This window comes from Povalibacter sp., from assembly GCF_036735925.1.
Classification (GTDB): domain Bacteria; phylum Pseudomonadota; class Gammaproteobacteria; order Steroidobacterales; family Steroidobacteraceae; genus Steroidobacter.
The window spans coordinates 1-23,244 of record NZ_DAINNK010000077.1 but is presented as its reverse complement, the minus strand read 5'-3'; the positions used below and the strand labels follow the sequence as shown (position 1 = coordinate 23,244).

Here is a 23,244-nt window from a genome sequence, read left to right as displayed (position 1 = left end):
GCCGGACGCGCATCGATCCCAGTCGACGCCGGGAAGCTGCCCTTCGCGCAGCAGGCGCCGGTTGATGCGGGCGCGAGAATCCTGCGGTTCGAGCGCGATGGCGCGTTCGAACTCGGCGAGTGCATCATCGAAACGGCAAGCGACTGCGTAGGCCATGCCGAGATTGTTCGCAGCCCGCGCGCTCGATGGATTGCGTGCGGCCGTGTCCTGCCAGAACGTGATTTCCGTGTCGTAGATGGCGTTGCGCTGCAGGGTCGCCAGGCCGAGCAGCACGAGCAGGAGCGCAGCGAAAAAATTGCGCAGCGCTGTCGAACGAGCGGTCCATGCAATGAGACCGACAGACAGTCCCCACGCCGGTCCGATCATCGCCAGGTACAACTGCCGGTCGTTGGCGACGTCAAGCCGCGGCAACAGCGAGTTCGTCGGCGCGAGCCACAGCAGGAACCACAATGCAGCGAAGGCCGTGACCGGCTTCCTGCGAACACAAAGCAATCCGGCGACACAGACGACAACCCAGCCGATCATGAGGCCGATGCTCGCGACGTCCGGCTCGGCGATCACCGGCAATGCTGGATCGGCGTTGCCACTATTCAGCCGCAAGAGCTGACCGAGCAGGTACAGCAATGCTCGCGACTGCGTGAGCAGATTGTCGACGAGCGAGCGCGTGGCCAGGCTGAACTCGAGCAGATATCGATACTTCGATAGCGACAACGCCAGCGCCGCCAGTACGAACATCATCGCAATCAGCGGACTCAGCTTGCGCAACGTTTCCCGCACGGGGCGATCCGCCGAATACAGCCACAGCGCCAGCGGCAACACCCATGCCGTTTCCTTGGTGGCGACGGCCGCCGCGAAACACAGGCAGCACGCCATCAGCCACGACGCGGACGATGTCGCCCGCTCTTCGCTGCGCATCCAGCAGAACAGGCCCAGCAGACAGAACAACGCCGCGAGCGAACTGGAACGACCTGAAATGTAGGTGACGGCTTCGGTCTGCACGGGATGTGCGGCAAACAGCAGCGCGGCAAGCAGGGCCGCCTGCCAGGCTCGATCGGGCAGCAGTCCGAGCCGTCGCCCCTTCACCCGCAGCAACTGGAAGACGAGCGTCGCGTTGATCGCATGAATCAGGACATTGACGAGACGGAAGCCCGCAGGCTCGCTGCCAGCAAGGTGGTTGAGCGCGTAACTCAGCTTCAGCAGCGGCCGGATGCCGGGCATCGAGTCCCACCACGCCGCCAGCGAATGCACGCGCGGATCGCCGACGATCACGTTCCAGTCGTCGAACTGGAAACTCGCGTGCAGCGCCGGCCAGTACAGCAGCAGCACGCACGCCGCAGGCAGCATCGCTGCGACTGCTGCGACCGCAGGCGAGGGAAAATCAGCGGCGCGCGGCGACGTCGAAGGCATCGTCGATCATCCCGTGCGCCAGCCACCAGCGCTGCGTGCCTCCAAGCATCACCAGCCAGACTTCGTGGCCGGGACGCCGCGCGTACGCGATCAGGCACTGTCCGGCCTGCGCGGTGTAGCCGGTCTTCATGCCTTCGGCGCCGTCGAGACGACCGAGCAGCTGGTTCGTGTTGACGAAAGGGATCGTCCGGCCCGCGCGCGTCTGCAACTCGGCCCGCGGCGTTGCGGTCAGGCGTGCAATGAGTGGATTGGCATGTGCCGCACGGGCGAGCTGCAGCAGGTCGGTCGCGGTGGTGTATTGCCCGGGCGCATCGAAGCCGCAGGGATCGCCGAAGTGCGAATGCTTCATGCCGATCTGCGCGGCGCGTGCGTTCATGCGTTCGAGAAACCTGCCGGTGTCGGGCGTCACGTTCTCGACGAGCGCGCGACAGGCATCATTGGCGGAGCGGATCAGCATCGCTGCGAGCGCGGCGCCCGCGCTGATTTCTTCGCCGGTCCGCAGGCCCAGTCGCGTCGGCGGCGTCGCGGCAACATCGGCACTGACAGTGATCCAGCGATCGGCGTCCCATCCGGCATCGAGCACGACGAGTGCAGTGAGCAGCTTGCTGAGCGATGCCGGCTGCAACGCCAGCGCGGCGTCACGCTGCCACAGGATTTCGCCGTCGAGGTCGAGCAGATAGCTGCGCGCGCTTTGCGGATAGGGATCGGTAGCGGCGTGCAACGACCCACCGGTGACGAGCGCCGACAACAGAAGGATCAGGAACATTCCCCTCCCCCGCCTGCGGGGGAGGGTCAGGGCGGGGGCGAACACGATGCTTTTGCGACAGACGCACGCCCCCATCCCGGCCTTCCCCCGCAAGCGGGGGAAGGAGCGGAGGCCGTGTGCGGCTCAGTTGCCGAGCAGTCCGCCGAGGGCCTTCTTGCCCTTGCCGAAGAGTCCCTTCGCCTTGCCGACCGGTGTGTTCTCGGCCTGCTGCGCTTCGTTGTTCGCATAGTTGCTGCAGAAGTCGCGGTACTGATCGGCGATGGCGGTGTAGCGGCGACCGGCGCAGTGCGCGGCGGCGAGCGCCTGCGCCTGCGCGGGGCACTGGCTGACGAGGAACTTCATCTTGCCGGCCTGCTCGGCGCTCTTGCACAGATGTTCGCGTTCGGCGGCGGCGGAGAAACCGCACAGCTGTTCGGTGTCGGACAACGGACGTGCGCCGGGCGCGGTGCTGCCGGCGTTGGCCTTCTCCGCCTCGGAAAGATCCAGGAAGTTGTCGTGCGTGCGGGCCGCGTTACAGAACGTCTGGCGATCCGCCGGGTCCTTGCACTGCGTCGTCATCATGTAGGGGTTGTTGCCTTCGGCGGCGAACTTGCGGCAGGTCTCGGCCATCATCTTTTCGCTCTGCGCCATCTGTGCCTGCGCCTGGGCCTGCATTTCCTTGGCTTTCAGATTGATCTCGCCGCCGTCGCAGCTGCCGATCTTCTGGCCTTCCATGTTCATGGTCATGGTTTCGCCCTGGGTGTTGACCAGCATCTTGCCCTTGTAGTGATCGGGCCCGAGGTAGGTGAACTCGGCGGAGCCTTCCACTGCGTCCTTGCCGGTGCAGCGCATCTTGAAGCTCTGCACGTTGCCGACCCGCTTGTTGTCGTAGATCGTGCAGTTCTTTTCGGTCTTCATCGGCACCGAGTCATCGCCCGGCTGCTTGCAGATCTCGTTGCTCATGGCAGGCATGGTCATGCCGGACATCTGCATCGAGGAGGTGATCTTCCACTTCTCGCCTTCGACCGCGCCGTAGGCCAGGGACGTGCCGGCACAGGTCAGCAGCAACGCTTTGCACACGATGTTCATTGGAGGTTCCCGAATGGTTGGTTCTTCTGCGGGCCAGCGATCCACGGAGCCAGGACACCGCCCGTGTTGGCGGGAGTCTAGCCGAGCCCCTGCTGGCCTCACATGTACAAGAGTCGCATGAGCGGAACGCTTCGTCGTGGCTCCGTTGGCGACGCCGGGGAGCCACCTTCGAACTGGAATTCGGGGAATCCCTGAACGACGTAATGCAGGACCTCAGCCTTGTTTCAACTTACGCCACAGCGTCGTGCGCCCGATGCCGAGTCGCCGGCAGGCTTCGTCGCGATCGCCGCCGCATTCTTCGAGCACCTTGCGCACCCAGTCGGCTTCGACGCGGCTGCGGCGATCGGCCAGCTCGGCTGTCGCGGCCGGTGCAGCGTTCGTCGCGTAGATCTCCGGAATCAGTTCGCGCAGCTGTATGTCCCGCGCATCGGCGCCCGCGACGGAACTGGCGATGCGTTCGATCAGGTTTTCCAGTTCGCGCACATTGCCCGGCCATTCGTAGTCGGCGGCGGCTTCGATCAGTTGTGCGGCCAGCACGTCGACTGCCTTGCGATCGACATGCAGTCGCGCGCAGGCGCGGGCCACGATGTGTTGCAGCAGCACCGGCAGATCCTCGCGGCGTTCGCGCAGGCTCGGCAGTTCGACGCGCAGGATGTTCAGCCGGTAGTAGAGGTCGCGGCGGAATTTCTGTTCGTCGATGCGGGTCGACAGATCGCGATGCGTTGCCGCGATGATGCGCACGTCGACGCGGGTCGGTTCGACGGCGCCGATGCGCAGTACTTCGCGTTCCTGCAGCACGCGCAGCAGGCGCGTCTGCAGCGAGATCGGCATCTCGCCGATTTCGTCCAGGAAAATCGTGCCGGTGTGCGCGGCCTCGAACAGACCCGCCTTGCCGCCCTTGCGCGCGCCGGTGAAAGCGCCGTCTTCGTAGCCGAACAGCTCGCTTTCCAGCAGCGTTTCGGTAAACGAGGCGCAGTTGATCGCGATGAACGGCTGCGACGAGCGCCGGCTGGCGTGATGGATGCCCTGCGCCAGCAGTTCCTTGCCGGTGCCGCTCTCGCCGACGATCAGCACCGTGCCTTCGCCGTTCGCATATTGCGCGGCGAGTCGGCGCGCACGCTGAATCGCCGCGCAATCGCCGACCAGATCGGAGAGCTTGTAACGCACGACCGACGTCGTGCGATAACGTCGCGCACGCAGATGCCGATCGACACGCTCGATGGCCGCCGGATCCTGGCAGGTGAGCACGGCGCCGGTCTGCACGCCCTGCTCCATCAGCGGCATGCGATTGGTAATGAGCGTGCGCGAACCGAAGCGCTGCAGTTCATCCGTTTCCGTGCGGGCGCTTTGCAGGACATCGCCGAGCGAGAGTTCCGGCGCGACTTCGCCGAGCCTGCTGCCGATCGCCTGCGACGCCGAGAGTCCGAGCACGCGCTCCATCGCCGGATTCAAGGCATAGATGCGCTCGTTCATGTCGACCGCGACCACGCCATCGCGCAACCGCGCCAGGATCGTGTTGAGACGTTCGCGCCGTGCCACCTCGATGCGCGCGATGCGCACGACTTCGATGGCATCGTCGAGCGCCTGGCGCACGGCGTCCATCGAATACAGGAACACGCCGCGCATGCCGTTCTGATCGGCGAGATCCGCGACGAGACCGGGCGCGACGACGACTTCGATGCCGCGCGCGCGCAGCTCGCGCACGCAGTCGCTCGCATCCTGATCGGTGTGATAGCTGCGCTGTTCGATGCCGAGCTGGAACAGCTCGTTGAACTGCTGCACGTCCGGCGGCGTCGCGCCGTAGGTCACCAGCGCAATGCGGTTCGACAGATCGCGCGCGCGACCGAGCGCGCGCATGATGTCGAAGCCGCCGACGCGCACCAGCACGACGGGAATGTTGAGACGCTGCCGCAGGTATTCGCCGTTCGAGCCGGCGGCCACCAGCACGTCGACCTGCTCCTCCGCCGCCATGGCGCGGATCTCGGTCACCGCCTCCTCGAAGCCACGATCGAGCACCGAGACAGTCGCCCGGTCGGCATAACTCGGCGCCAGCTCATTAAAGAAGGAGCGCAGCCGGTGCAGACCGACGGCCACGACACGCGGTTTGCGCTGGGGCAGCGGAGCGGTGGTTTCGGGGGTCATGGCGATCCTGCGCGGTACGGGATTTCGATATTGAAACAGGGCGATTCCCTGATTGAAACAAGACACTCCCCGATGCCATGAAGATCAATGACTTAACGCTGGCACGCGACTTGCGATCAGACGCCTACCTCACCCAGGAACCCACCATGAGCACCCCCACCCCCGGTACCAAGTTTCGCGAAGCCCTGAAGGCGGAAAGCCCCCTGCAGGTCATCGGCGCCATCAACGCCAACCACGCCCTCCTCGCCCAGCGCGCCGGTTACCGGGCCATCTATCTGTCGGGCGGCGGCGTCGCGGCCGGCTCGCTCGGCATGCCGGACCTGGGGATCAACAACCTCGATGACGTGCTGGTCGACGTCCGCCGCATCACCGACGTGTGCGATCTGCCGCTGATGGTCGACATCGACACCGGCTTCGGCCCGAGCGCGTTCAACATCGCGCGTACGGTGAAGAGCCTGATCAAGTTCGGCGCAGCCGCCTGCCATATCGAAGACCAGGTTGGCGCGAAGCGCTGCGGCCATCGTCCGGGGAAGGAAATCGTCACGCAGCAGGAGATGGCGGATCGCGTGAAGGCCGCGGCCGATGCCAGGACCGACCCGAACTTCTTCCTGATCGCCCGCACCGACGCGATTGCCGTGCAGGGCGTCGATGCCGCCATCGAACGCGCACTGGCCTGCGTCGAAGCTGGCGCCGACGGCATCTTCGCGGAAGCGGCCAACGACCTGCCGACGTACCGCAAGTTCGTCGATGCGGTGAAGGTGCCGGTGCTGGCCAACATCACCGAGTTCGGCAAGACGCCGCTGTTCAGCATCGAAGAACTGCGCAGCGCTGGCGTCGCGATGGCGCTGTATCCGCTGAGCGCGTTCCGCGCCATGAACAAGGCCGCCGAGAACGTCTACCAGGCGATCCGTCGCGACGGTCACCAGCGCAACGTCGTTTCGACGATGCAGACCCGCGAGGAACTCTACGACCGCATCGGCTATCACGCCTACGAACAGCACCTCGACGCCCTGTTCGCTGCACGCAAGTAACAAATATCGAAGAACCAGAGCAGGAGAAAATCGAATGACCGAAACCGCCGTCGCTGCCACACCGGGATTCAAGCCCAAGAAGTCCGTCGCCCTGTCCGGAACCGTCGCGGGCAACACCGCCCTGTGTACCGTGGGCCGCACCGGCAACGACCTGCACTATCGCGGCTACGACATTCTCGATGTCGCCACGGTCTGCGAATTCGAGGAAATCGCCCACCTGCTGGTACACGGCAAGCTGCCGACCGTCGCCGAACTCGCCGACTACAAACTCAAGCTGCAGGCGCTGCGCGGCGTGCCGGCCGGCGTGAAGGCCGTGCTCGAACAGTTGCCGCCCTCGGCGCATCCGATGGATGTGATGCGCACCGGCGTGTCCGCGCTCGGCTGCCTGAGCCCGGAAAAGGACGATCACAACACGCCCGGCGCGCGCGACATCGCCGACAAACTGATGGCCTCGCTCGGCTCGATGCTGCTGTACTGGTATCACTTCAGCCACAACGGCAAGCGCATCGACACCGACAGCGAAGAAGATTCGATCGGCGGCCACTTCCTGCACCTGCTGCACGGCAAGCGTCCGAGCAAGCTGTGGGTGCGCAGCATGCACACCTCGCTGAATCTCTACGCCGAGCATGAGTTCAATGCCTCGACGTTCACCGGCCGCGTCATCGCCGGCACCGGCAGCGACATGTATTCCGCCGTCGCCGGCGCCATCGGCGCACTGCGCGGCCCGAAGCATGGCGGCGCCAATGAAGTCGCCTTCGAAATCCAGAAGCGCTACGACACGCCGGACCAGGCCGAGGCCGACATCCGCACCCGCGTCGAACGCAAGGAAGTCGTGATCGGCTTCGGACATCCCGTCTACACGGTGAGCGACCCGCGCAACAAGATCATCAAGGAAGTGGCACGCGATCTGTCGGCGTCCGTGAACAGCATGAAGATGTACGACATCGCCGAACGGCTCGAAACCGTGATGTGGGAAGCGAAGAAGATGTTCCCCAACCTCGACTGGTTCAGCGCCGTGAGCTACAACATGATGGGCGTGCCGACCGCGATGTTCACGCCGCTGTTCGTGATCTCGCGCATGAGCGGCTGGAGCGCGCACATCATCGAGCAGCGCATCGACGGCAAGATCATCCGTCCGAGCGCCAACTACACGGGCCCCGAAGACCTGAAGTTCGTTCCTCTCAAGGATCGCAAATAACTTCCATGAACACCGCCTATCGCAAACCGCTGCCGGGAACTTCACTCGACTACTTCGACGCGCGCGCCGCGGTCGAGGCCATCCAGCCCGGGGCGTACGACACCCTGCCGTACACCTCGCGCGTGAAGGCCGAAAACCTCGTGCGCAAGGCCGAGCCCGAGAAGCTCAACGCGTATCTGTCGCAGCTCATCGAGCGCAAGCGCGACCTGGATTTTCCGTGGTTTCCGGCGCGCGTGGTGTGTCATGACATCCTGGGCCAGACGGCGCTGGTCGATCTGGCCGGTTTGCGCGATGCGATTGCGATGAAGGGCGGCGATCCGGCGAAAGTGAATCCGGTAGTGCCGGTGCAGCTCATCGTCGATCACTCGCTGGCGGTGGAATACGGCGGTTACGACAAGGATGCGTTCGCGAAGAATCGCGCGGTGGAGGATCGCCGCAACGAGGATCGCTTCCACTTCATCGAGTGGACCAAGAAGGCGTTCGACAATGTCGATGTGATTCCAGCCGGCAACGGCATCATGCACCAGATCAATCTGGAACGGATGTCGCCGGTCATTTACACCAGGGACGGCGTGGCGTTCCCCGACACGCTGGTCGGCACCGACAGCCACACGCCGCACGTCGATTCGCTCGGCGTGATCGCCATCGGCGTCGGCGGTCTCGAAGCCGAGAACGTCATGCTCGGCCGCGCGTCATGGATGCGCCTGCCGGACATCGTCGGCGTGGAACTGTCGGGCAAGCCGCAGCCTGGCATCACCGCGACCGACGTCGTGCTGGCGCTCACCGAATTCCTGCGCAAGGAAAAGGTCGTCGGCGCGTATCTGGAATTTTACGGCGACGGCGCCGCGGCGCTGACGATCGGCGATCGCGCCACCATCTCCAACATGGCGCCGGAATACGGCGCGACGGCAGCGATGTTCTACATCGACCAGCAGACCCTCGATTACCTGAAACTCACCGGCCGCGACGACGCACAGATCAGGCTCGTCGAGACCTATGCGAAGCAGACAGGCCTGTGGGCGGATGCACTGAAGACGGCGCAGTACGAGCGCGTGTTGAAGTTCGATCTGTCGACGGTCGTTCGCAACATGGCCGGCCCGTCGAATCCGCACAAGCGGCTACCGACCTCCGCACTCGCCGAGCGCGGCATCGCGGCGCCGTGGAAGGAAGAGCCGGGCCTCATGCCGGATGGTGCGGTAATCATCGCGGCCATCACTTCGTGCACCAACACCAGCAATCCACGCAACGTCATCGCGGCGGGGCTGCTGGCTCGCAATGCAAATGCGCGCGGTCTGACGCGCAAGCCCTGGGTGAAGAGTTCGCTCGCGCCCGGCTCCAAGGCCGTGCAGCTGTATCTCGAAGAAGCGAAGCTGCTGCCCGAACTGGAAAAGCTCGGCTTCGGCATCGTCGCCTTCGCCTGCACCACCTGCAACGGCATGTCGGGCGCGCTGGATCCCAAGATCCAGCAGGAGATCATCGATCGTGACCTCTATTCGACCGCCGTGCTCTCCGGCAACCGCAACTTCGACGGCCGCATTCACCCGTACGCGAAGCAGGCGTTCCTCGCCTCGCCGCCGCTGGTCATCGCCTACGCGATCGCCGGCACCGTGCGCTTCGACATCGAGAAGGACGTGCTCGGCCACGACAAGGACGGCAAGCCGGTCACGCTGAAAGACATCTGGCCGACCGATGCGGAGATCGACACGATCGTGGCGAAGAGCGTCAAGCCCGAGCACTTCCGCAAGGTGTACGAACCGATGTTCACCTTCAAGGCGAACACGGAGAAGGCGAGCCCGCTGTACGACTGGCGCCCGATGAGCACGTACATCCGTCGTCCGCCCTACTGGGACAAGGAAGGCCAGGGCGCCCTCGCCGCGCGCGAACGCACGCTGAAGGCGATGCGACCGCTCGCCGTGCTCGGCGACAACATCACGACCGATCACCTGTCGCCTTCGAATGCGATCCTCGGCAACAGCGCCGCCGGCGAGTACCTGAAAAAGATGGGCCTGCCCGAGGAGGACTACAACTCCTACGCCACGCATCGCGGCGATCACCTCACCGCGCAGCGCGCCACGTTCGCGAACCCGACGCTCATGAACGAGATGGCCGTGGTCGACGGTCAGGTAAAGAAGGGCTCGCTCGCGCGCATCGAACCCGAAGGCAAGGTCGTGCGCATGTGGGAAGCGATCGAAACCTACATGGACCGCGGCCAGCCGCTGATCATCATCGCCGGCGCCGACTACGGTCAGGGCTCCTCGCGCGACTGGGCCGCGAAAGGCGTGCGCCTCGCCGGCGTGGAAGCGATCGTCGCCGAAGGCTTCGAACGCATCCACCGCACCAACCTGATCGGCATGGGCGTACTGCCGCTGGAGTTCAAGCCCGGCGAGAACCGCGCGACCTTCGGCATCGACGGCACCGAGACCTACGATGTCGTCGGCAAGCTCACGCCACGCGCCACGCTCACGCTCGTGATCAATCGCAAGAACGGCGAGAAGGTCGAAGTGCCCGTCACCTGCCGGCTCGACACGGCCGAAGAGGTCTCGATCTACGAAGCCGGCGGCGTACTGCAGCGCTTCGCGCAGGACTTTCTCGAGTCGTCGAACCAGGCAGCCTGAGACAGAAGGAGAAATAGCCGCAAAAAGGCGCAAGAATCACAAAGTAAGGAAATTGTTCTTCCTACTTTGTGTTCCTTGCGCTTTTTTGCGGCCATTCTCTTCCATCCGAGACAACAAACCATGCCCCACGTACCGCAGATCAAAGTCCCCGCCACCTACATCCGCGGCGGCACCAGCAAGGGCGTGTTCTTCCGCCTGCAGGATCTGCCCGAGCGCTGCCAGAAGCCGGGCGAGGCGCGCGACAGGCTGCTGCTGCGCGTGATCGGCAGTCCCGATCCGTACGGCAAGCAGATCGATGGCATGGGCGGTGCGACTTCGAGCACCAGCAAGACGGTGATTCTGTCGAAGAGCGCGAAGCCGGATCACGACGTCGACTACCTGTTCGGCCAGGTGTCGATCGACAAGGCCTTCGTCGACTGGAGCGGCAACTGCGGCAATCTGTCAGCGGCGGTCGGGCCGTTTGCGATCAGCAATGGTCTCGTCGATCCGAGTCGCATTCCGAAGAACGGCGTGGCGACGATCCGCATCTGGCAGGCCAACATCAACAAGTCGATCATCGCGCACGTGCCAATCACCGATGGCGTCGTGCAGGAGACGGGCGACTTCGAACTCGACGGCGTGACGTTCCCGGCCGCAGAAGTGCAGCTTGAATTCATCGATCCCGCCGACGAGGGCGAAGGTGATGGCGGCGGCTCGATATTCCCCACCGGCAATCTGATCGACGATCTGGACGTTCCGGGTGTCGGCACGCTGAAGGCAACGATGATCAATGCCGGCATTCCGACGATCTTCGTCAATGCCGATGCCCTCGGTTACAAGGGCACGGAACTGCAGGATGCGATCAACGGCGACGCCAGGGCGCTCGCGATGTTCGAGACCATCCGTGCGCACGGCGCGATCCGCATGGGGCTCATCAAGAGCGTCGAGGAAGCCGCGAAGCGTCAGCACACGCCGAAGGTGGCGTTCGTCGCACCGCCGACTGACTACGTTTCATCGAGCGGCAAGAAAGTGCAGACGAGCGACGTCGATCTGCTGGTGCGTGCGCTGTCGATGGGCAAGCTGCATCACGCCATGATGGGCACGGCCGCCGTTGCCATCGGCACGGCGGCGGCGATTCCCGGCACGCTGGTCAGCCTCGCCGCCGGCGGTCGCGCACATGAAGCGGTGCGCTTCGGTCATCCGTCTGGCACGCTGCGCGTCGGTGCGCAGGCGACACAGGTCGACGGCGAATGGACCGTGACCAGGGCGATCATGAGCCGCAGCGCGCGCGTGTTGATGGAAGGATTCGTGCGTGTGCCGGGGGATTCGTTTTAGTACAGGCTCTCTTCCCTGTGGGGCCGGCTTCAGCCGGCCTTATTTAAGGAGTCAGGCTAAAGCCTGACCTACAGGAAGAGGCCAGCTGAAGCCGGCCCCACAATCAGAACATCGAACAGATGCCCACGCGAGTACTGCAGCGTCTGGTTTTCATCAGACGCGCCCGGTGATGGGAATGAGCGCCCCGGTGATGGCAGTCGCGCGATCGGACAACGGGAACACGACCAGATCGGCCACCTGCTGCGGCTTCACCCAGCGATCGAACTCGGCATCCGGCATGTCGGCGCGATTCACCGGCGTGTCGATGATGCTCGGCAGGATGGCGTTGACCGTCACGCCGCCGTCCTTCAGTTCATCGGCCAGCGCTTCGGTGAACTTCGCGACGCCGGCCTTCGATGCCGCATACGCGCCCATGCCGGTCGCCGCCTTGATCGCGCCGGCCGCGCCGATGTTCACGACGCGCGCGCCGCCGGACGTCAGCAACGGCAGCGCCGCCCGCGTGGCATTCACCGCCGTGCGAACGTTCACGTTGAACATGAAATCCCAGGTCGCAGGATCGCCATCGGCAATCTTTTCCCAGCGGAAACCGCCGGCGATATTCACGATGCCGTCGAGTCCGCCGAGCTTTGCGGCCGCGGTTTCGATCGCAGCCTTCGCAGCAGCCGGCGCGCCGAGATCGGCATCGCCGATCAGCACGGCATCCCTGAGCGCTGCCGGCGCCTTCGATGCCGGCGCGAAGTCGACACACGCGACGCGGGCGCCCGCCGCCTTCGCCGCCGCGCTGACAGCAGCGCCGAGCACGCCAAACGCACCCGTGACGACGATTCGTTTGCCTGACAGATCCACGGGCGACTCCTCGTAGCTATGCCGCAGCGGGCGGCTTCGGCAGCAGCGACTTCAGATCGAACTTGAGATCGGCCACCTGCTGCGGCGTGACGGGTATGCGCTGCGCGATCAGCTTGCGGGCCAGCATGTGTTCGGCCGGGCGATTCAGCGTTTCGACGCACACGAGCTTGTCGCCGCGGAACAGGAAGACGGAACAGACGCTGCCGCCAGGTTCGCCGCGGAAGACTTCTTCGCAGTCCGCCGCCGGCATGCCCGCCATCTGCAGCTTGAGCGGCCCCTGCGTGCTCCAGAACCAGGGCAGCGCATCGTAGGCGGCCGGCTGCTGACCCATGATGCGCGCGGCAACGCAGCGTGCCTGGTCGGACGCGTTCTGTATCGATTCGAGCCGCACGCGCGCCCCGGGCGCATAAGGATTCGGATGCGCGGCGATGTCGCCGACGGCGCTGATGTACGGATCGCTGGTCTGCAGGAATTCGTCGACGACGATGCCGTTCTCGACCGCGAGATCGCAGGTCGCGGCGAGATCGACGTTCGGAATCACGCCGATGCCGATCACGACCAGGTCCGCCGGCAGCACCTGGCCATCGACGGTTTCGACGGCGCTCACGCCCTCCGGCCCGCCGAGCAGGTGCATGACCTGCGTCTTGAACCTGAGCTTGATGCCGAGCTTCTCGTGTTCGCGCATGAACACGGCCGACATGGTCTTCGACAGCGCACGCGCCATCGGCCGGTCTGCGACATCCAGCACCGTGACGTCGATGCCCTGCTTCCTGGCCGAGGCCGCGAATTCCAGACCGATGAAGCCGGCGCCAATGACGACGGCGGATTTCGTATGCGACAGCCGCGCCTTCAAGGCGGCGGCTTCATCCATCGTGCGCAGGAAACACACGTTGGGCAGATCGGCGCCCGGCACGGGCAACGGGCGGTTGCGCGCGCCCATCGCCAGCACCAGATGGTCGTAGTCGATGACGGAGTCGTCTTCGAGCGCGACCTTGCGCCGGCTGCGGTCGATCGCGACCGCGCGCTTGCCGGTGATCAGGTCGATGCCGTGCTGCGCGTAGTACGTCGCCGGCCGCAGCAGCAGCTGCTCGTCGGTGCATTCGCCCAGCAGATAGATCTTCGACAGCGGCGGGCGCTGGTACGGCGCATGCGGTTCGTCGCCGATGACGACGATCCGGCCGTCGTAGTGCAGTTCCCGCAGGGAGACGGCGACCTGAAATCCCGCCTGCCCTGCCCCGATGATCACGACCGTCGGCTGCGCCATGCCTGCTCTCAAGTCCGCTGATGGAGGCCGCGAGTTTAATTGGAGTAGCGGCCGCCGTTGACGCTCAATGTGTGCCCGGTGATGTAATCGGCATCGTCCGAGGCAAGGAAGGTGCAGGCAGCGGCAATGTTTTCCGGGCGGCCGGGGCGACGCATGGGCGAATTCTTCGCCACGACATCGACGCCGACGCCCATGCCTGCAACACCTTCGCCGCGCAGCATCGGCGTATCGACGAAACCCGGCGGCACGTTGTTGACGGTGATGCCCGTAGGCGCGAGTTCCTGCGCCAGCGCCTTGGTGAAAGCGATCACGCCGCCCTTGGAGGCGGCATAGGCCGTCATGCGCGCCGATCCGGTCTGGGCGCTCGACGAGGAAATGTTGATGATGCGGCCCCACTGCGCCGCCAGCATGTCCGGCACCACCGCCTGGGTGCAGACCAGCATGCTCTTGAGGTTGATCGACATGATGCGATCCCAGCGCTCCTCGGTCATCTCCATGAACGGCGTGAAATCCGTGATGCCGGCGTTGTTCACCAGCACGTTCACCGGGCCGAACTCCTGATGGATGCGCGCCACGGCGGCGTCGACCTGCGCGCGGCTGGAGATATCGACGCGGCTGGCGATCGCCTTGCCGCCGGCGGCGACGATGTCGGCGGCCGCCTTGTTCGCGCCGTCTTCATTGATGTCCCAGATCGCGACCTTCGAACCTTCGCGCGCGAAGCGTTGCGCCGTGGCCAGGCCGATGCCCGACGCCGCGCCCGTCACGATGACCGTCTTTCCTGCCAGCGACATGTCTTGGTGCCTCGTTGAAAATCGTTGCGCGCCCGCCGGGCGCAGAACATCGCTGCGGCGAGCGACGGTACATCACGGGCAGGAGGAAGGAGGCCGGCGGGATTTCATGCTGCGTACGCAGCATTCCGGGCGCCGTCATTCCCCCCTGACGAGGCCGGATTCTACAAGTCAACAGCGTTGTTCATCAACGCGCGCGAACCGGGGAAAGCAGGGATTGTGTCAGGTGCGCTTCGGCGGCTTCCTGGTGACGCGGGCGTCGAGCTCGGAGTACTTCTCCGGCCGCATGGTGCCGTGCAGACACAGCCGCAGGATTTCGCGGGTGAAACGGTCGGCCATCTGCTGGCGCTCCTTGGCGGTGCGCGCATGCGCGCGCGCCCAGACCGGCCAGATGAACGTGCCGGCAAGGATCAGCACGGACAGCACTTCCGCATCGATGTTCGACTGCGCCAGTTCGGTGGCCGCGAAGCGCTCGAAATTGGATTCGTACTGGCGCCAGAACGGATCGTTGGCGGGCCGCCGGGAGCTCAGGACTTCGAGCAGCCACACGCGTCCGAGGGCCGGGTTCTCCATGGCGAACTCGGCGAGATGGCCATTCACCGACTCGACATTGATGTTTTCGACGGGCTGGTCGGCGGCGGTGGCCTGGTCGCCGAACACGGCCTTGTAGAGCTTTTCGCTGACCCAGGTCGCCGTGGCTTCGATGAGCTGCTCGCGCGTCTGGAAGTGCTGATAGGCGGTGCCGCGATTCACGCCCGCGCGCTGCGCCACCTGCGCGACGCTGAGCCCTTCCTTGCCGTCCTGTGCGAGGACTTCGCGCGCAGCTTCCAGAATCGCTTCGCGAGTCCCTTCCGGATCGCGCTTTCTGCGGGCCCGTCTTTCACGGGCATTCTGATTGTCTGCCATGTTGCCTGTGGATCCCACACTAGACTCCCTGCGCCGAATGTTAGTCGAAGTCGCATGGACTTTGCGCACCGTGCCTGCGTGCACGACGGAGCGGCAGCCTGCGCAGGCAGGGCAAAGGATAGCTGATCAACAGTGCTGTCGACTAGTTTTTCGGACCCGGCGGCAGGGAATCGCCGTACGCAGTCCGGTCGGTCAATCGTCGGGAGCGAGCGTGACGCGCAGGCCGTCGAGATCGTCCGACCACTTGAGCTGGCACGACAGTCGCGACGTCGGCTGGCGATGGCTGGAGCTGTCCAGCAGTTCCTCTTCTTCTTCCACGGCGGGCGGGAAGCGATCCGCAAATGCCGGATCGACCCAGACGTGACACGTGGCGCACGAACGGCTGCCGCCGCACAGCGCCAGCAGATCGGGCACGCCTTCGTCGCGCATCATTTCCATCACGGTGCGCCCGGGCTTGCCGCTTTCGATGACCATTTCATCGCCCGTGCGCGTCGCCACAATCAACTTTGACATCGTCGTTCTTTCTCGGTGCCGGCGCACACGACATCGCTGCCGCGCAGCGGACCGACGTGCGTGCGAACTTGTTCTGCGGAGAATCGGCCAGCCGCCCGCGTGGAATTCGCGGGGCCGTGCCGCCCGATTTCAAGCTAATAGACACCGGTGTTGATAGTCAACCGGCGCGCGGTAAATGAGTGCATCGCCTCACATGGGCAGCGGGGACGGCCTGTCCTCGAACATGTCCGTAGCTGCAATCGCGATGCGGCGACATGACAGTAATCAACAGCATTGTTGACTACATCGGACCCCTCGGTTAGGGTTCCCGGCCCGATTTCCACCGATCGTACCGACGCCATTTACGAGGACCCGCAGATGTTCAAGGCGATTCTGATCAACAAGCAGGACGGGGCTCAGTCGGTCCAGCTCACCGACGTCGATGACGCGCAGCTGCCGGAAGCACCCGTCACCGTTCGCGTCGACTTCTCGACGATCAACTACAAGGACGGGCTTGCGATCACGGGCAAATCGCCGGTCGTGCGCAAGTTTCCGATGGTGCCGGGCATCGACTTCGCCGGCGTCGTCGAAAGCTCGCAGAGCGATGCATGGCAGGCGGGCGACCGCGTGCTGCTGAACGGCTGGGGCGTCGGCGAAACGCACTGGGGCGGCTTTGCACAGAAGGCGCGCGTCAATGCCGAGTGGCTGCAGCGCGTGCCCGATCGCTTCAGCAACCAGCAGGCCATGGCGATCGGCACGGCCGGCTATACGGCGGCGCTGTGCGTCGAGGCGCTGGTGAAATTCGGCGTGACGCCGGCGAACGGCGAAGTGCTCGTCACGGGTGCCTCGGGCGGCGTCGGCAGCGTGGCGATTGCCCTGCTCGCGAAGGCCGGCTTCACCGTCGTCGCTTCGACCGGCAAGGCCAGCGAAGCCGACTATCTGAAGGCGCTCGGCGCCAGCACCGTGATCGATCGCAATGAACTCTCGCAGCCGGGCAAGCCGCTGCAGAAGGAACGCTGGGGCGCGGTGGTCGACTCCGTCGGCAGCCATACGCTCGCCAATGCCTGCGCGCAGACGAAGTATCGCGGCGCGGTGGCGGCCTGCGGCCTGGCGCAGGGCATGGATTTCCCGGCGTCGGTGGCGCCGTTCATTCTGCGCGGCGTCGCGCTGCTCGGCATCGACAGCGTCATGGCGCCGGCCGCCGTGCGCAAACCCGCCTGGGATCGCCTGGCGCGCGATCTGGATATCGCGGCGCTCGAGCGCATCAGCACGGTGGTGGGATTGAACGATGCGCTGAAGTCGGCCGAGGAGATCGTGTCGGGGAAGATCCGCGGGCGCGTGGTGGTCGACGTCAACCGGTAAAGAGTTCTTCGTCTTCCTGTGGGGCCGGCTTCAGCCGGCCTCCGGATGTCAGGCTGAAGCCTGACCCACAGGAAGATCCCCGTCTCCCTCACTTCATCGTCGGCATCGAGAACTCGCTGCGGGTCGCCACATCCCGCGGCCAGCGCTGCGTCACCGCCTTGAGGCGCGTGTAGAAGCGCACGCCTTCGCGGCCATAGATGTGATGGTCGCCGAACAGCGAACTGCGCCAGCCGCCGAAGCTGTGAAATGCCATCGGTACCGGCAGCGGCACGTTCACTCCCACCATGCCGACTTCGATCGCGCCCGTGAACGTCCGCGCGGCGCTGCCGTTGCGGGTGAAGATCGCCGTGCCGTTCGCATAGGGATGAGCGTTGATGAGTTTGATGGCCGTGTCGAGATCCGGCACGCGCACGATGCCGAGCACCGGCCCGAAGATCTCTTCCTTGTAGATCTTCATGTCCGGCTGCACGGCGTCGAACAGCGAACCGCCGAGAAAGAAGCCTTCGCAGGAATCGTTGAAGACGCCGCGGCCGTCGACCACCAGGCTGGCGCCTTCGCTGACGCCCGAAGCGATGTAGTCGCGCACGCGACCGCGATGCTCGCCAGTGATCAGCGGCCCCATGTCCGCGCTCAGATCGGTATACGCACCGATGCGCAGGCCCTTCACCTTGGGCGTGAGCTTCTCGATCAGGCGATCGGCCGTGCCCTCGCCGACGGCAACCGCGATCGAGATCGCCATGCAGCGCTCGCCCGCCGCGCCATACGCCGCGCCCATGAGGTGATTGGCCGTGTCGTCGAGATCGGCATCGGGCATGACCACGGCGTGATTCTTCGCACCGCCGAGCGCCTGCACGCGCTTGCCGTTCATCGTGCCCGTCGTGTAGATGTGACGCGCCACCGGCGTCGAACCGACGAAGCTGATCGCGGCAACGTCCTGGTGATTCAGCAGGCCGTCGACGATCTCGCGATCGCCGTGAATGACGTTGAACACGCCGTCGGGCAGGCCGGCCTCGTGCAACAGCCGCGCGAGCACCAGCGATGCGGACGGATCGCGCTCCGACGGCTTGAGGATGAATGCATTGCCGCACGCGAGCGCGAGCGGAAACATCCACATCGGCACCATCGCCGGGAAATTGAACGGCGTGATGCCGGCGACGACGCCGAGCGGCTGGCGGATGCTGAAGGCATCGACGCCCGTGCCGACATTTTCGCTGTGCTCGCCCTTCATCAGCTCCGGAATGCCGCAGGCGAATTCCACGACTTCGAGACCGCGCACGACTTCGCCTTTCGCATCGGCCAGCGTCTTGCCGTGCTCGCGGGAGATCGCCATGGCGATCTCGTCGCCAGCCTGTTCGAGCAGTTCGCGGAAACGGAACATGACGCGCGCCCGACGCAGCGGCGGCGTCGCCGCCCACGCGGGGAACGCCGCCCTGGCGATGCGCACGCACTCGTTCAGTTCATCGAGCGATGCATACGGCAGCCTGGCGCTGACATTGCCCGTGCTGGGATCGAACACCTCTCCGGTACGTCCCTGCACACCGGCGACCGCTTTGCCGCCGATCCAGTGCGGGATCGCAGGAACCGAAGAAGCCGTGCGGGCGGATGCGGACATGATGTCGATACCTCAAGTTCATGCAAAGTCGTAAGTTTCCAGCCACTCCGCCACGGCGCGCACGAAGCGTGCGGCATCGGCGCCATTGATGACGCGATGGTCGTAGCTGAGCGAGAGCGGCAGGAACTGTTTCAGGACGGGCCGGCCTTCCTCATCCGGAACGAACCGTTCCTGGGTGCGGCAGATGCCCAGGATCACCACCTCGGGCGCATTGATGATCGGCGTGAAGCCCGTGCCGCCGATGTGACCGAGCGACGACAGCGTGAAGCAGCCGCCGGACATTTCCGCGACTGACAGCCCCCTGGTCTTCGCCTTCTCGGAAATCTGCACGATCTCTCTGGCGAGTTCGTCGACGCTCTTCCTGTCGCAGTCGCGCAGCACGGGCACGAGCAGGCCGCTCGGCACATCGACGGCGATGCCGATATTGAAGTACTGCTTCTGGAACAGCGTCGCGCCATCGGGGCTCAGCGACACGTTGAATTTCGGATAGCGCTGCAGTGCCGCGATGCTGGCCTTGACGAGCACCGGCAGCAGCGTGCGCTTCTGTTCTGGATTGGTTGCATTCCACTGCTTGCGGCGATGCTCGAACTGCGTGACGTCGGCATCGTCGTGATGCGTGACGTGCGGAATGAGCACCCAGTTGCGATGCATCGCGCGGGCGACGAATCCCTGGATCTTGCCCACGGGCTTCGCTTCCACCGGGCCGTACGCGGAAAAATCGTCGGCCGGCCAGGGCGGCAACGAGTCGAGCGGAGATTTGTTTTCCATAGGGTTACGTCACCCGCCGCAGGTCGCCGGCGCAGTGTCCGGGCATTTCTACCTCACCGGTCCGCGCTATGCAACAACGGTGTTGATTAGCGGCAATGACGTGAGGCGACAGAAAAGCGGCAGCGCGAACCGCCGCGACGCGCTGCCGCCGCAGCGATACCCGGAATGTCATTCGACAGCGTTGTTGATTTGTTTCGGGCGGGATAGTCTCGCCGCGGTTCGAGAAAACCCGCACCGAGGAGTCGCGATTGCACGCATCAGCAGGCGAAGCCACGCACGCACCGTATCCGGCACGGGCCGTCGCCTGGTACGCGACCATCGTGCTCGCGTTCCTGTACTGGCTGTCGATTCTCGACCGCTTCATCATTTCGCTGCTGGTCGATCCCATCAAGCACGACCTCGGACTCACCGACGTGCAGTTCGGCCTGCTGCAGGGCTTCGCGTTCGCGCTCACCTTCGCGATCTTCGGCCTGCTGTTCGGTTCGCTCGCCGACCGCGTCAGTCGCCGCTGGGTGATCTTCTCGGGCGTTTCCATCTGGTCGCTGGCGACGGCGGCCTGCGGCGTCGCGCAGAATTTCTGGCATCTCGCGCTGGCGCGCATCGGCGTCGGCGCAGGCGAGGCGGCGCTCAATCCGTGTGCCACTTCAATGCTCACGGATCTGTTCCCCCGCGAACGGCTCACGTCCGCCATGGCCGTCTACGCGATGGGCGCGACCGTGGGCATGGGCACCGCCTTCATCTTCGGCGGCGCGATCGTGCAGTTCGTATCGGGCAGCGAGACGATGGCGCTGCCGCTGATCGGCGAAGTCCGCTCGTGGCAGGCGGTGTTCTTCATCGTCGGCATTCCCGGCATGCTGGCGTCGCTGCTGATCTTCACGGTGCCGGAGCCGCTGCGCCGCGGACGGCGCAGCGAGTCGACGACCAGGGCGCGCAATGCATACGCCGAACTGCTGAAGTTCATGCGCACGCGCAAGCGCTTCTTCATCTGTCACTACGCGGGATTCATTCTGGCTTCGACCATCATCGCCGGCATGGGCGCGTGGTACGCCGCGCACATGGCGCGCAAGTTCGGCTGGGGCGCCGCACAGATCGGCCTGTCGCTCGGCGTCACCATTGCGGGCGCCGGCGTGATCGGCAAGCTGCTTTGCGGCTATGTCGTCGACGCCATGTACAGGCGCGGCACGCGCGATGCACAGATGCGCTGGTACGCCGGCTGCCTGTTCTTCGCCACGCCGCTCGGCATCTGGGCGACCACCAGCGACAACCCGTGGATCTATCTTGGCGCCATCGGCACGTACCTGATCTTCACCAGTTCGCTGCCCGCGTGCTCGAGCGCTGCGCTGAACCTGGTGACGCCGAACGAACTGCGCGGCAGCGGCATCGCCTTGTACGGCGCGGTCGGCGGAATTCTCGGCGGTGGCCTGGGGCCGCTGCTGATGGCGGCGGCAGCGCAATACATCTACGGCAGCGAGAGTGCGATCGGCCTCGGCATGGCAACGGTGATCGGCGTGTGCGGCCCGCTCGGCGCGATCTTCCTGGCGCTCGGGTTCCGCGCCATGCGCGAGGCCGTGACGGAAGCGGAGTCCTGGGAGCGCTGACGGCAACGATCGCAGGACTGTTCGTTGAGCTGACGGCATCGCACGCTCGCGCGTCGACTCGCTGAAACCGTTCAACCGGAGCGCGCGAGCTTCTTTTCGGCGTCGCGGCTGCGGGACGTCGCCAGGTTCTGCGCGATCGTGTCGAGCAGTTCGTCGAGACGCTGCAGATCCTGATCGTTCAGCCCGAGGAACGTTTCGTCCTCGTTGACCTTGGCGACTTCGCCGAGACGCCCCAGCAGCGGTTGCGCCGCGGGCGTCAGGTGCACGCAGTAGGCCCGACGATCCTTGGGATTCTCGCGACGCTCCAGATAACCGTCTGCGCACAGACGGTCGATGAGCTGGCCGGCGCTCACTTCCGTGATTTCGAGAGCGGCAGCGATGGTGCGTTGCGTTGCGCCTGCATTGCTGGCGACGGCGACGATCACGCCCCATTTCGCGCGGGTCAGACCGTCGGTCTCGACCGTCTGGTCGAAACGCTGGCGCATCTGCCGTGCGATGACGTTGAGCTTGATCGAGATGGCCCGCTTGCGGTTCTTCGGCGACTCTTCGCAGGCCGCATCGGCCGGCGTCTTCACGGTGTCGGCCTCGCCGAAAATGCTCTCCGGACGGGGAGGTATACGACGCATCCTTACACCCGCTCGATGATGATGGCCGGCGCCATGCCGCCCGCCGCACACATGGTGACCAGCGCGCGCCTGAGATCGCGGCGTTCCAGTTCATCGAGTACGGTGCCGATGAGCACGGCGCCCGTCGCACCGATCGGGTGACCGAGCGCGATGGCGCCGCCGTTCACGTTGATCTTTTCGCGATCGATGCGCAGGTCGCGAATGAACTTTTCGACCACGACGGCGAAGGCTTCGTTGACTTCCCACAGGTCGATGTCGTTCACCGTGAGTCCCGCCTTCGCGAGAATCTTTTTCGCGGCGGGCACCGGCGCATTGAGCATGAGCGTGGGATCGTCGCCGATGTTGGCGCTCGCCACGACGCGTGCGCGCGGCTTCAGGCCGTGCTTCTTCGCATAGTCGCCCGAGGCCAGCAGCAATGCCGCAGCGCCGTCCACCACGCCCGACGAACTGCCGGCGTGATGCACGGGCTCGATCTGGAGATCGGGATAGCGCCGGTTGATCAGCTGGCGGAACGTCGGCCCGTTCGGTTCGATCGACAGGTCGGCGATCTGCGCGAAGCTCGGCTTCAGCGCGGCGAGATCCTGCGCGGTGGTCTGCGGGCGCGGATGCTCGTCCTTCGCCAGGACGAGTTGCCCGGCATCATCGACGACCGGGACGATGGAGCGATCGAATCGCCCTTCGCCGATGGCACGCGCCGCGCGGCGCTGGCTTTCGAGCGAGAAGGCATCGAGCGCTTCGCGGTTGATCTTTTCCAGCGAGGCGATGGCGTCGGCGCACACGCCCTGATTCGATTGCGGATGACGCTCCGCGAGCCGCGCATTGCCGGTGCCCAGGCCCATCGGCTTGAAGCCCGCGGCGCGTTCCTGCTGACCGATCTCGGTGATGTGCGACATCATCTCGGTGCCGCCGGCGATCACGAGATCTTCCATGCCGGAACGAATCATGGCCGCCGCAAAATTCGTGGCCGTGAGGCCGCTGCCGCAGAAGCGGTCGAGCGTGACGCCGCTCGCGCGAATATCGAAACCCGCATCGAGCGCAGCCATGCGGCCCAGATCGCCGCCCTGCAGACCCTTCTGGGCGCTGGTGCCCCAGATGATGTCGTCGACTTCGGCGGTGTTGAGACCGTTGCGCTCCTGGAGCGCCTTCAGCACGGTGGCGGCGAGGTGTTGAGGATGCAATCGCGACAGCGCGCCCTTGCCGGGCTTGCCGAGTCCGCGCGGCGTACGCACCGCGTCGATGATGAACGCTTCAGTCATTGCATCCCCCGGGTTATTGCTGACGCCGCGGCCGAGGCGACGTTAGTGTGTTACGCAAATCGCAACTTAGAGGCTTTTACTCCAATGGCACTGACTTAAGGATTTGCTCTGCCTGTGGGGCCGGCTTTAACCGGCCTGAAAACAGTCAGGCTAAAGCCTGACCTACAGAAAGAAGCGCTTAAGTC

General features: G+C 65.0%; 19 protein-coding genes. 6 read left to right on the top strand and 13 right to left on the bottom strand.

Annotated features, from left to right (window positions below; translation table 11 throughout):
• The 4 genes from V7D81_RS18885 to prpR all read right to left on the bottom strand — a co-directional run.
• The coding region (locus V7D81_RS18885; RefSeq protein ID WP_324319163.1) for a tetratricopeptide repeat protein at positions 1 to 1,407 on the bottom strand (1,407 nt) is incomplete at its 3' end.
• A complete protein-coding gene (locus V7D81_RS18880) occupies positions 1,379 to 2,173 on the bottom strand; it encodes a D-alanyl-D-alanine carboxypeptidase family protein (RefSeq protein ID WP_324319161.1) in 795 nt (264 codons plus the stop codon). The genes V7D81_RS18885 and V7D81_RS18880, both read right to left, overlap by 29 nt.
• 123 nt (positions 2,174 to 2,296) lie before the next feature.
• The gene (locus V7D81_RS18875) at positions 2,297 to 3,241 is read right to left on the bottom strand and encodes a DUF3617 domain-containing protein (protein ID WP_324319159.1); all 945 of its coding nucleotides are present in this window, start codon (positions 3,239 to 3,241) and stop codon (positions 2,297 to 2,299) included.
• A 213-nt stretch (positions 3,242 to 3,454) separates the two neighbouring features.
• Positions 3,455 to 5,383, bottom strand: a complete 1,929-nt coding sequence (gene prpR / locus V7D81_RS18870; RefSeq protein ID WP_324319157.1) for a propionate catabolism operon regulatory protein PrpR — start codon at positions 5,381 to 5,383, stop codon at positions 3,455 to 3,457.
• Between the two features lie 146 nt (positions 5,384 to 5,529).
• Here prpR and prpB point away from each other — a divergent pair, with 146 nt between their 5' ends.
• From prpB to prpF, 4 genes are all read left to right on the top strand, one after another.
• Positions 5,530 to 6,414, top strand: a complete 885-nt coding sequence (prpB, locus tag V7D81_RS18865; protein ID WP_324319155.1) for a methylisocitrate lyase — start codon at positions 5,530 to 5,532, stop codon at positions 6,412 to 6,414.
• Positions 6,415 to 6,448: 34 nt separating this feature from the next.
• Positions 6,449 to 7,612 carry a bifunctional 2-methylcitrate synthase/citrate synthase gene (gene prpC, locus V7D81_RS18860; RefSeq protein ID WP_324319153.1) on the top strand — a complete coding sequence of 388 codons (1,164 nt, stop codon included), beginning with the start codon at positions 6,449 to 6,451 and terminating at the stop codon, positions 7,610 to 7,612.
• 5 nt (positions 7,613 to 7,617) lie between these two features.
• On the top strand, positions 7,618 to 10,227 hold the full coding sequence (gene acnD, locus V7D81_RS18855; RefSeq protein WP_324319151.1) for a Fe/S-dependent 2-methylisocitrate dehydratase AcnD: 2,610 nt from the start codon (positions 7,618 to 7,620) through the stop codon (positions 10,225 to 10,227).
• A gap of 120 nt (positions 10,228 to 10,347) precedes the next feature.
• On the top strand, positions 10,348 to 11,541 hold the full coding sequence (prpF, locus tag V7D81_RS18850) for a 2-methylaconitate cis-trans isomerase PrpF (RefSeq protein ID WP_324319149.1): 1,194 nt from the start codon (positions 10,348 to 10,350) through the stop codon (positions 11,539 to 11,541).
• 153 nt (positions 11,542 to 11,694) lie between these two features.
• Here the strand turns inward: prpF and V7D81_RS18845 are convergent, their stop codons facing one another.
• The 5 genes from V7D81_RS18845 to V7D81_RS18825 form a co-directional block, all read right to left on the bottom strand.
• The gene (locus V7D81_RS18845; RefSeq protein ID WP_324319147.1) at positions 11,695 to 12,387 is read right to left on the bottom strand and encodes an SDR family NAD(P)-dependent oxidoreductase; all 693 of its coding nucleotides are present in this window, start codon (positions 12,385 to 12,387) and stop codon (positions 11,695 to 11,697) included.
• Between the two features lie 16 nt (positions 12,388 to 12,403).
• Positions 12,404 to 13,651: an NAD(P)/FAD-dependent oxidoreductase gene (locus tag V7D81_RS18840; protein WP_324319145.1), complete on the bottom strand. Its 1,248-nt coding sequence runs from the start codon at positions 13,649 to 13,651 to the stop codon at positions 12,404 to 12,406.
• A gap of 35 nt (positions 13,652 to 13,686) precedes the next feature.
• On the bottom strand, positions 13,687 to 14,442 hold the full coding sequence (locus tag V7D81_RS18835) for an SDR family NAD(P)-dependent oxidoreductase (protein ID WP_324319143.1): 756 nt from the start codon (positions 14,440 to 14,442) through the stop codon (positions 13,687 to 13,689).
• 219 nt (positions 14,443 to 14,661) lie between these two features.
• Positions 14,662 to 15,345, bottom strand: coding sequence for a TetR/AcrR family transcriptional regulator (locus V7D81_RS18830; protein ID WP_324319141.1), 684 nt, complete (start codon positions 15,343 to 15,345; stop codon positions 14,662 to 14,664).
• A gap of 192 nt (positions 15,346 to 15,537) precedes the next feature.
• Positions 15,538 to 15,858, bottom strand: coding sequence for a 2Fe-2S iron-sulfur cluster-binding protein (locus V7D81_RS18825; RefSeq protein ID WP_324319139.1), 321 nt, complete (start codon positions 15,856 to 15,858; stop codon positions 15,538 to 15,540).
• Positions 15,859 to 16,215: 357 nt separating this feature from the next.
• Between V7D81_RS18825 and acuI the strand changes: the two genes are divergently transcribed.
• On the top strand, positions 16,216 to 17,199 hold the full coding sequence (gene acuI, locus V7D81_RS18820) for an acrylyl-CoA reductase (NADPH) (RefSeq protein ID WP_324319137.1): 984 nt from the start codon (positions 16,216 to 16,218) through the stop codon (positions 17,197 to 17,199).
• Between the two features lie 88 nt (positions 17,200 to 17,287).
• Here acuI and V7D81_RS18815 read toward each other — a convergent pair whose 3' ends face one another.
• On the bottom strand, positions 17,288 to 18,811 hold the full coding sequence (locus V7D81_RS18815) for a CoA-acylating methylmalonate-semialdehyde dehydrogenase (RefSeq protein ID WP_324319135.1): 1,524 nt from the start codon (positions 18,809 to 18,811) through the stop codon (positions 17,288 to 17,290).
• Between the two features lie 18 nt (positions 18,812 to 18,829).
• Positions 18,830 to 19,579, bottom strand: coding sequence for a 2-oxo acid dehydrogenase subunit E2 (locus tag V7D81_RS18810; protein WP_324319133.1), 750 nt, complete (start codon positions 19,577 to 19,579; stop codon positions 18,830 to 18,832).
• 248 nt (positions 19,580 to 19,827) lie between these two features.
• Here V7D81_RS18810 and V7D81_RS18805 point away from each other — a divergent pair, with 248 nt between their 5' ends.
• Positions 19,828 to 21,177 carry an MFS transporter gene (locus V7D81_RS18805; protein ID WP_324319131.1) on the top strand — a complete coding sequence of 450 codons (1,350 nt, stop codon included), beginning with the start codon at positions 19,828 to 19,830 and terminating at the stop codon, positions 21,175 to 21,177.
• 71 nt (positions 21,178 to 21,248) lie between these two features.
• Here the strand turns inward: V7D81_RS18805 and V7D81_RS18800 are convergent, their stop codons facing one another.
• Positions 21,249 to 21,803 carry a MarR family winged helix-turn-helix transcriptional regulator gene (locus tag V7D81_RS18800; protein WP_324319129.1) on the bottom strand — a complete coding sequence of 185 codons (555 nt, stop codon included), beginning with the start codon at positions 21,801 to 21,803 and terminating at the stop codon, positions 21,249 to 21,251.
• 2 nt (positions 21,804 to 21,805) lie between these two features.
• Positions 21,806 to 23,059, bottom strand: a complete 1,254-nt coding sequence (locus V7D81_RS18795; protein ID WP_324319127.1) for an acetyl-CoA C-acetyltransferase — start codon at positions 23,057 to 23,059, stop codon at positions 21,806 to 21,808.
• Between the last annotated feature and the right edge of the window lie 185 nt (positions 23,060 to 23,244).

What these genes read in the sequence shown, in the direction of transcription:
- V7D81_RS18800 (WP_324319129.1), bottom strand. Translation starts at nt 21,803, where the DNA reads ATGCGTCGTATACCTCCCCGTCCGGAGAGCATTTTCGGCGAGGCCGAC.
- V7D81_RS18835 (WP_324319143.1), bottom strand. Translation starts at nt 14,442, where the DNA reads ATGTCGCTGGCAGGAAAGACGGTCATCGTGACGGGCGCGGCGTCGGGC.
- V7D81_RS18795 (WP_324319127.1), bottom strand. Translation starts at nt 23,059, where the DNA reads ATGACTGAAGCGTTCATCATCGACGCGGTGCGTACGCCGCGCGGACTC.
- prpF (WP_324319149.1), top strand. Translation starts at nt 10,348, where the DNA reads ATGCCCCACGTACCGCAGATCAAAGTCCCCGCCACCTACATCCGCGGC.
- V7D81_RS18810 (WP_324319133.1), bottom strand. Translation starts at nt 19,579, where the DNA reads ATGGAAAACAAATCTCCGCTCGACTCGTTGCCGCCCTGGCCGGCCGAC.
- V7D81_RS18815 (WP_324319135.1), bottom strand. Translation starts at nt 18,811, where the DNA reads ATGTCCGCATCCGCCCGCACGGCTTCTTCGGTTCCTGCGATCCCGCAC.
- prpC (WP_324319153.1), top strand. Translation starts at nt 6,449, where the DNA reads ATGACCGAAACCGCCGTCGCTGCCACACCGGGATTCAAGCCCAAGAAG.
- V7D81_RS18880 (WP_324319161.1), bottom strand. Translation starts at nt 2,173, where the DNA reads ATGTTCCTGATCCTTCTGTTGTCGGCGCTCGTCACCGGTGGGTCGTTG.
- V7D81_RS18830 (WP_324319141.1), bottom strand. Translation starts at nt 15,345, where the DNA reads ATGGCAGACAATCAGAATGCCCGTGAAAGACGGGCCCGCAGAAAGCGC.
- V7D81_RS18825 (WP_324319139.1), bottom strand. Translation starts at nt 15,858, where the DNA reads ATGTCAAAGTTGATTGTGGCGACGCGCACGGGCGATGAAATGGTCATC.
- acuI (WP_324319137.1), top strand. Translation starts at nt 16,216, where the DNA reads ATGTTCAAGGCGATTCTGATCAACAAGCAGGACGGGGCTCAGTCGGTC.
- prpB (WP_324319155.1), top strand. Translation starts at nt 5,530, where the DNA reads ATGAGCACCCCCACCCCCGGTACCAAGTTTCGCGAAGCCCTGAAGGCG.
- V7D81_RS18840 (WP_324319145.1), bottom strand. Translation starts at nt 13,651, where the DNA reads ATGGCGCAGCCGACGGTCGTGATCATCGGGGCAGGGCAGGCGGGATTT.
- prpR (WP_324319157.1), bottom strand. Translation starts at nt 5,383, where the DNA reads ATGACCCCCGAAACCACCGCTCCGCTGCCCCAGCGCAAACCGCGTGTC.
- V7D81_RS18875 (WP_324319159.1), bottom strand. Translation starts at nt 3,241, where the DNA reads ATGAACATCGTGTGCAAAGCGTTGCTGCTGACCTGTGCCGGCACGTCC.
- acnD (WP_324319151.1), top strand. Translation starts at nt 7,618, where the DNA reads ATGAACACCGCCTATCGCAAACCGCTGCCGGGAACTTCACTCGACTAC.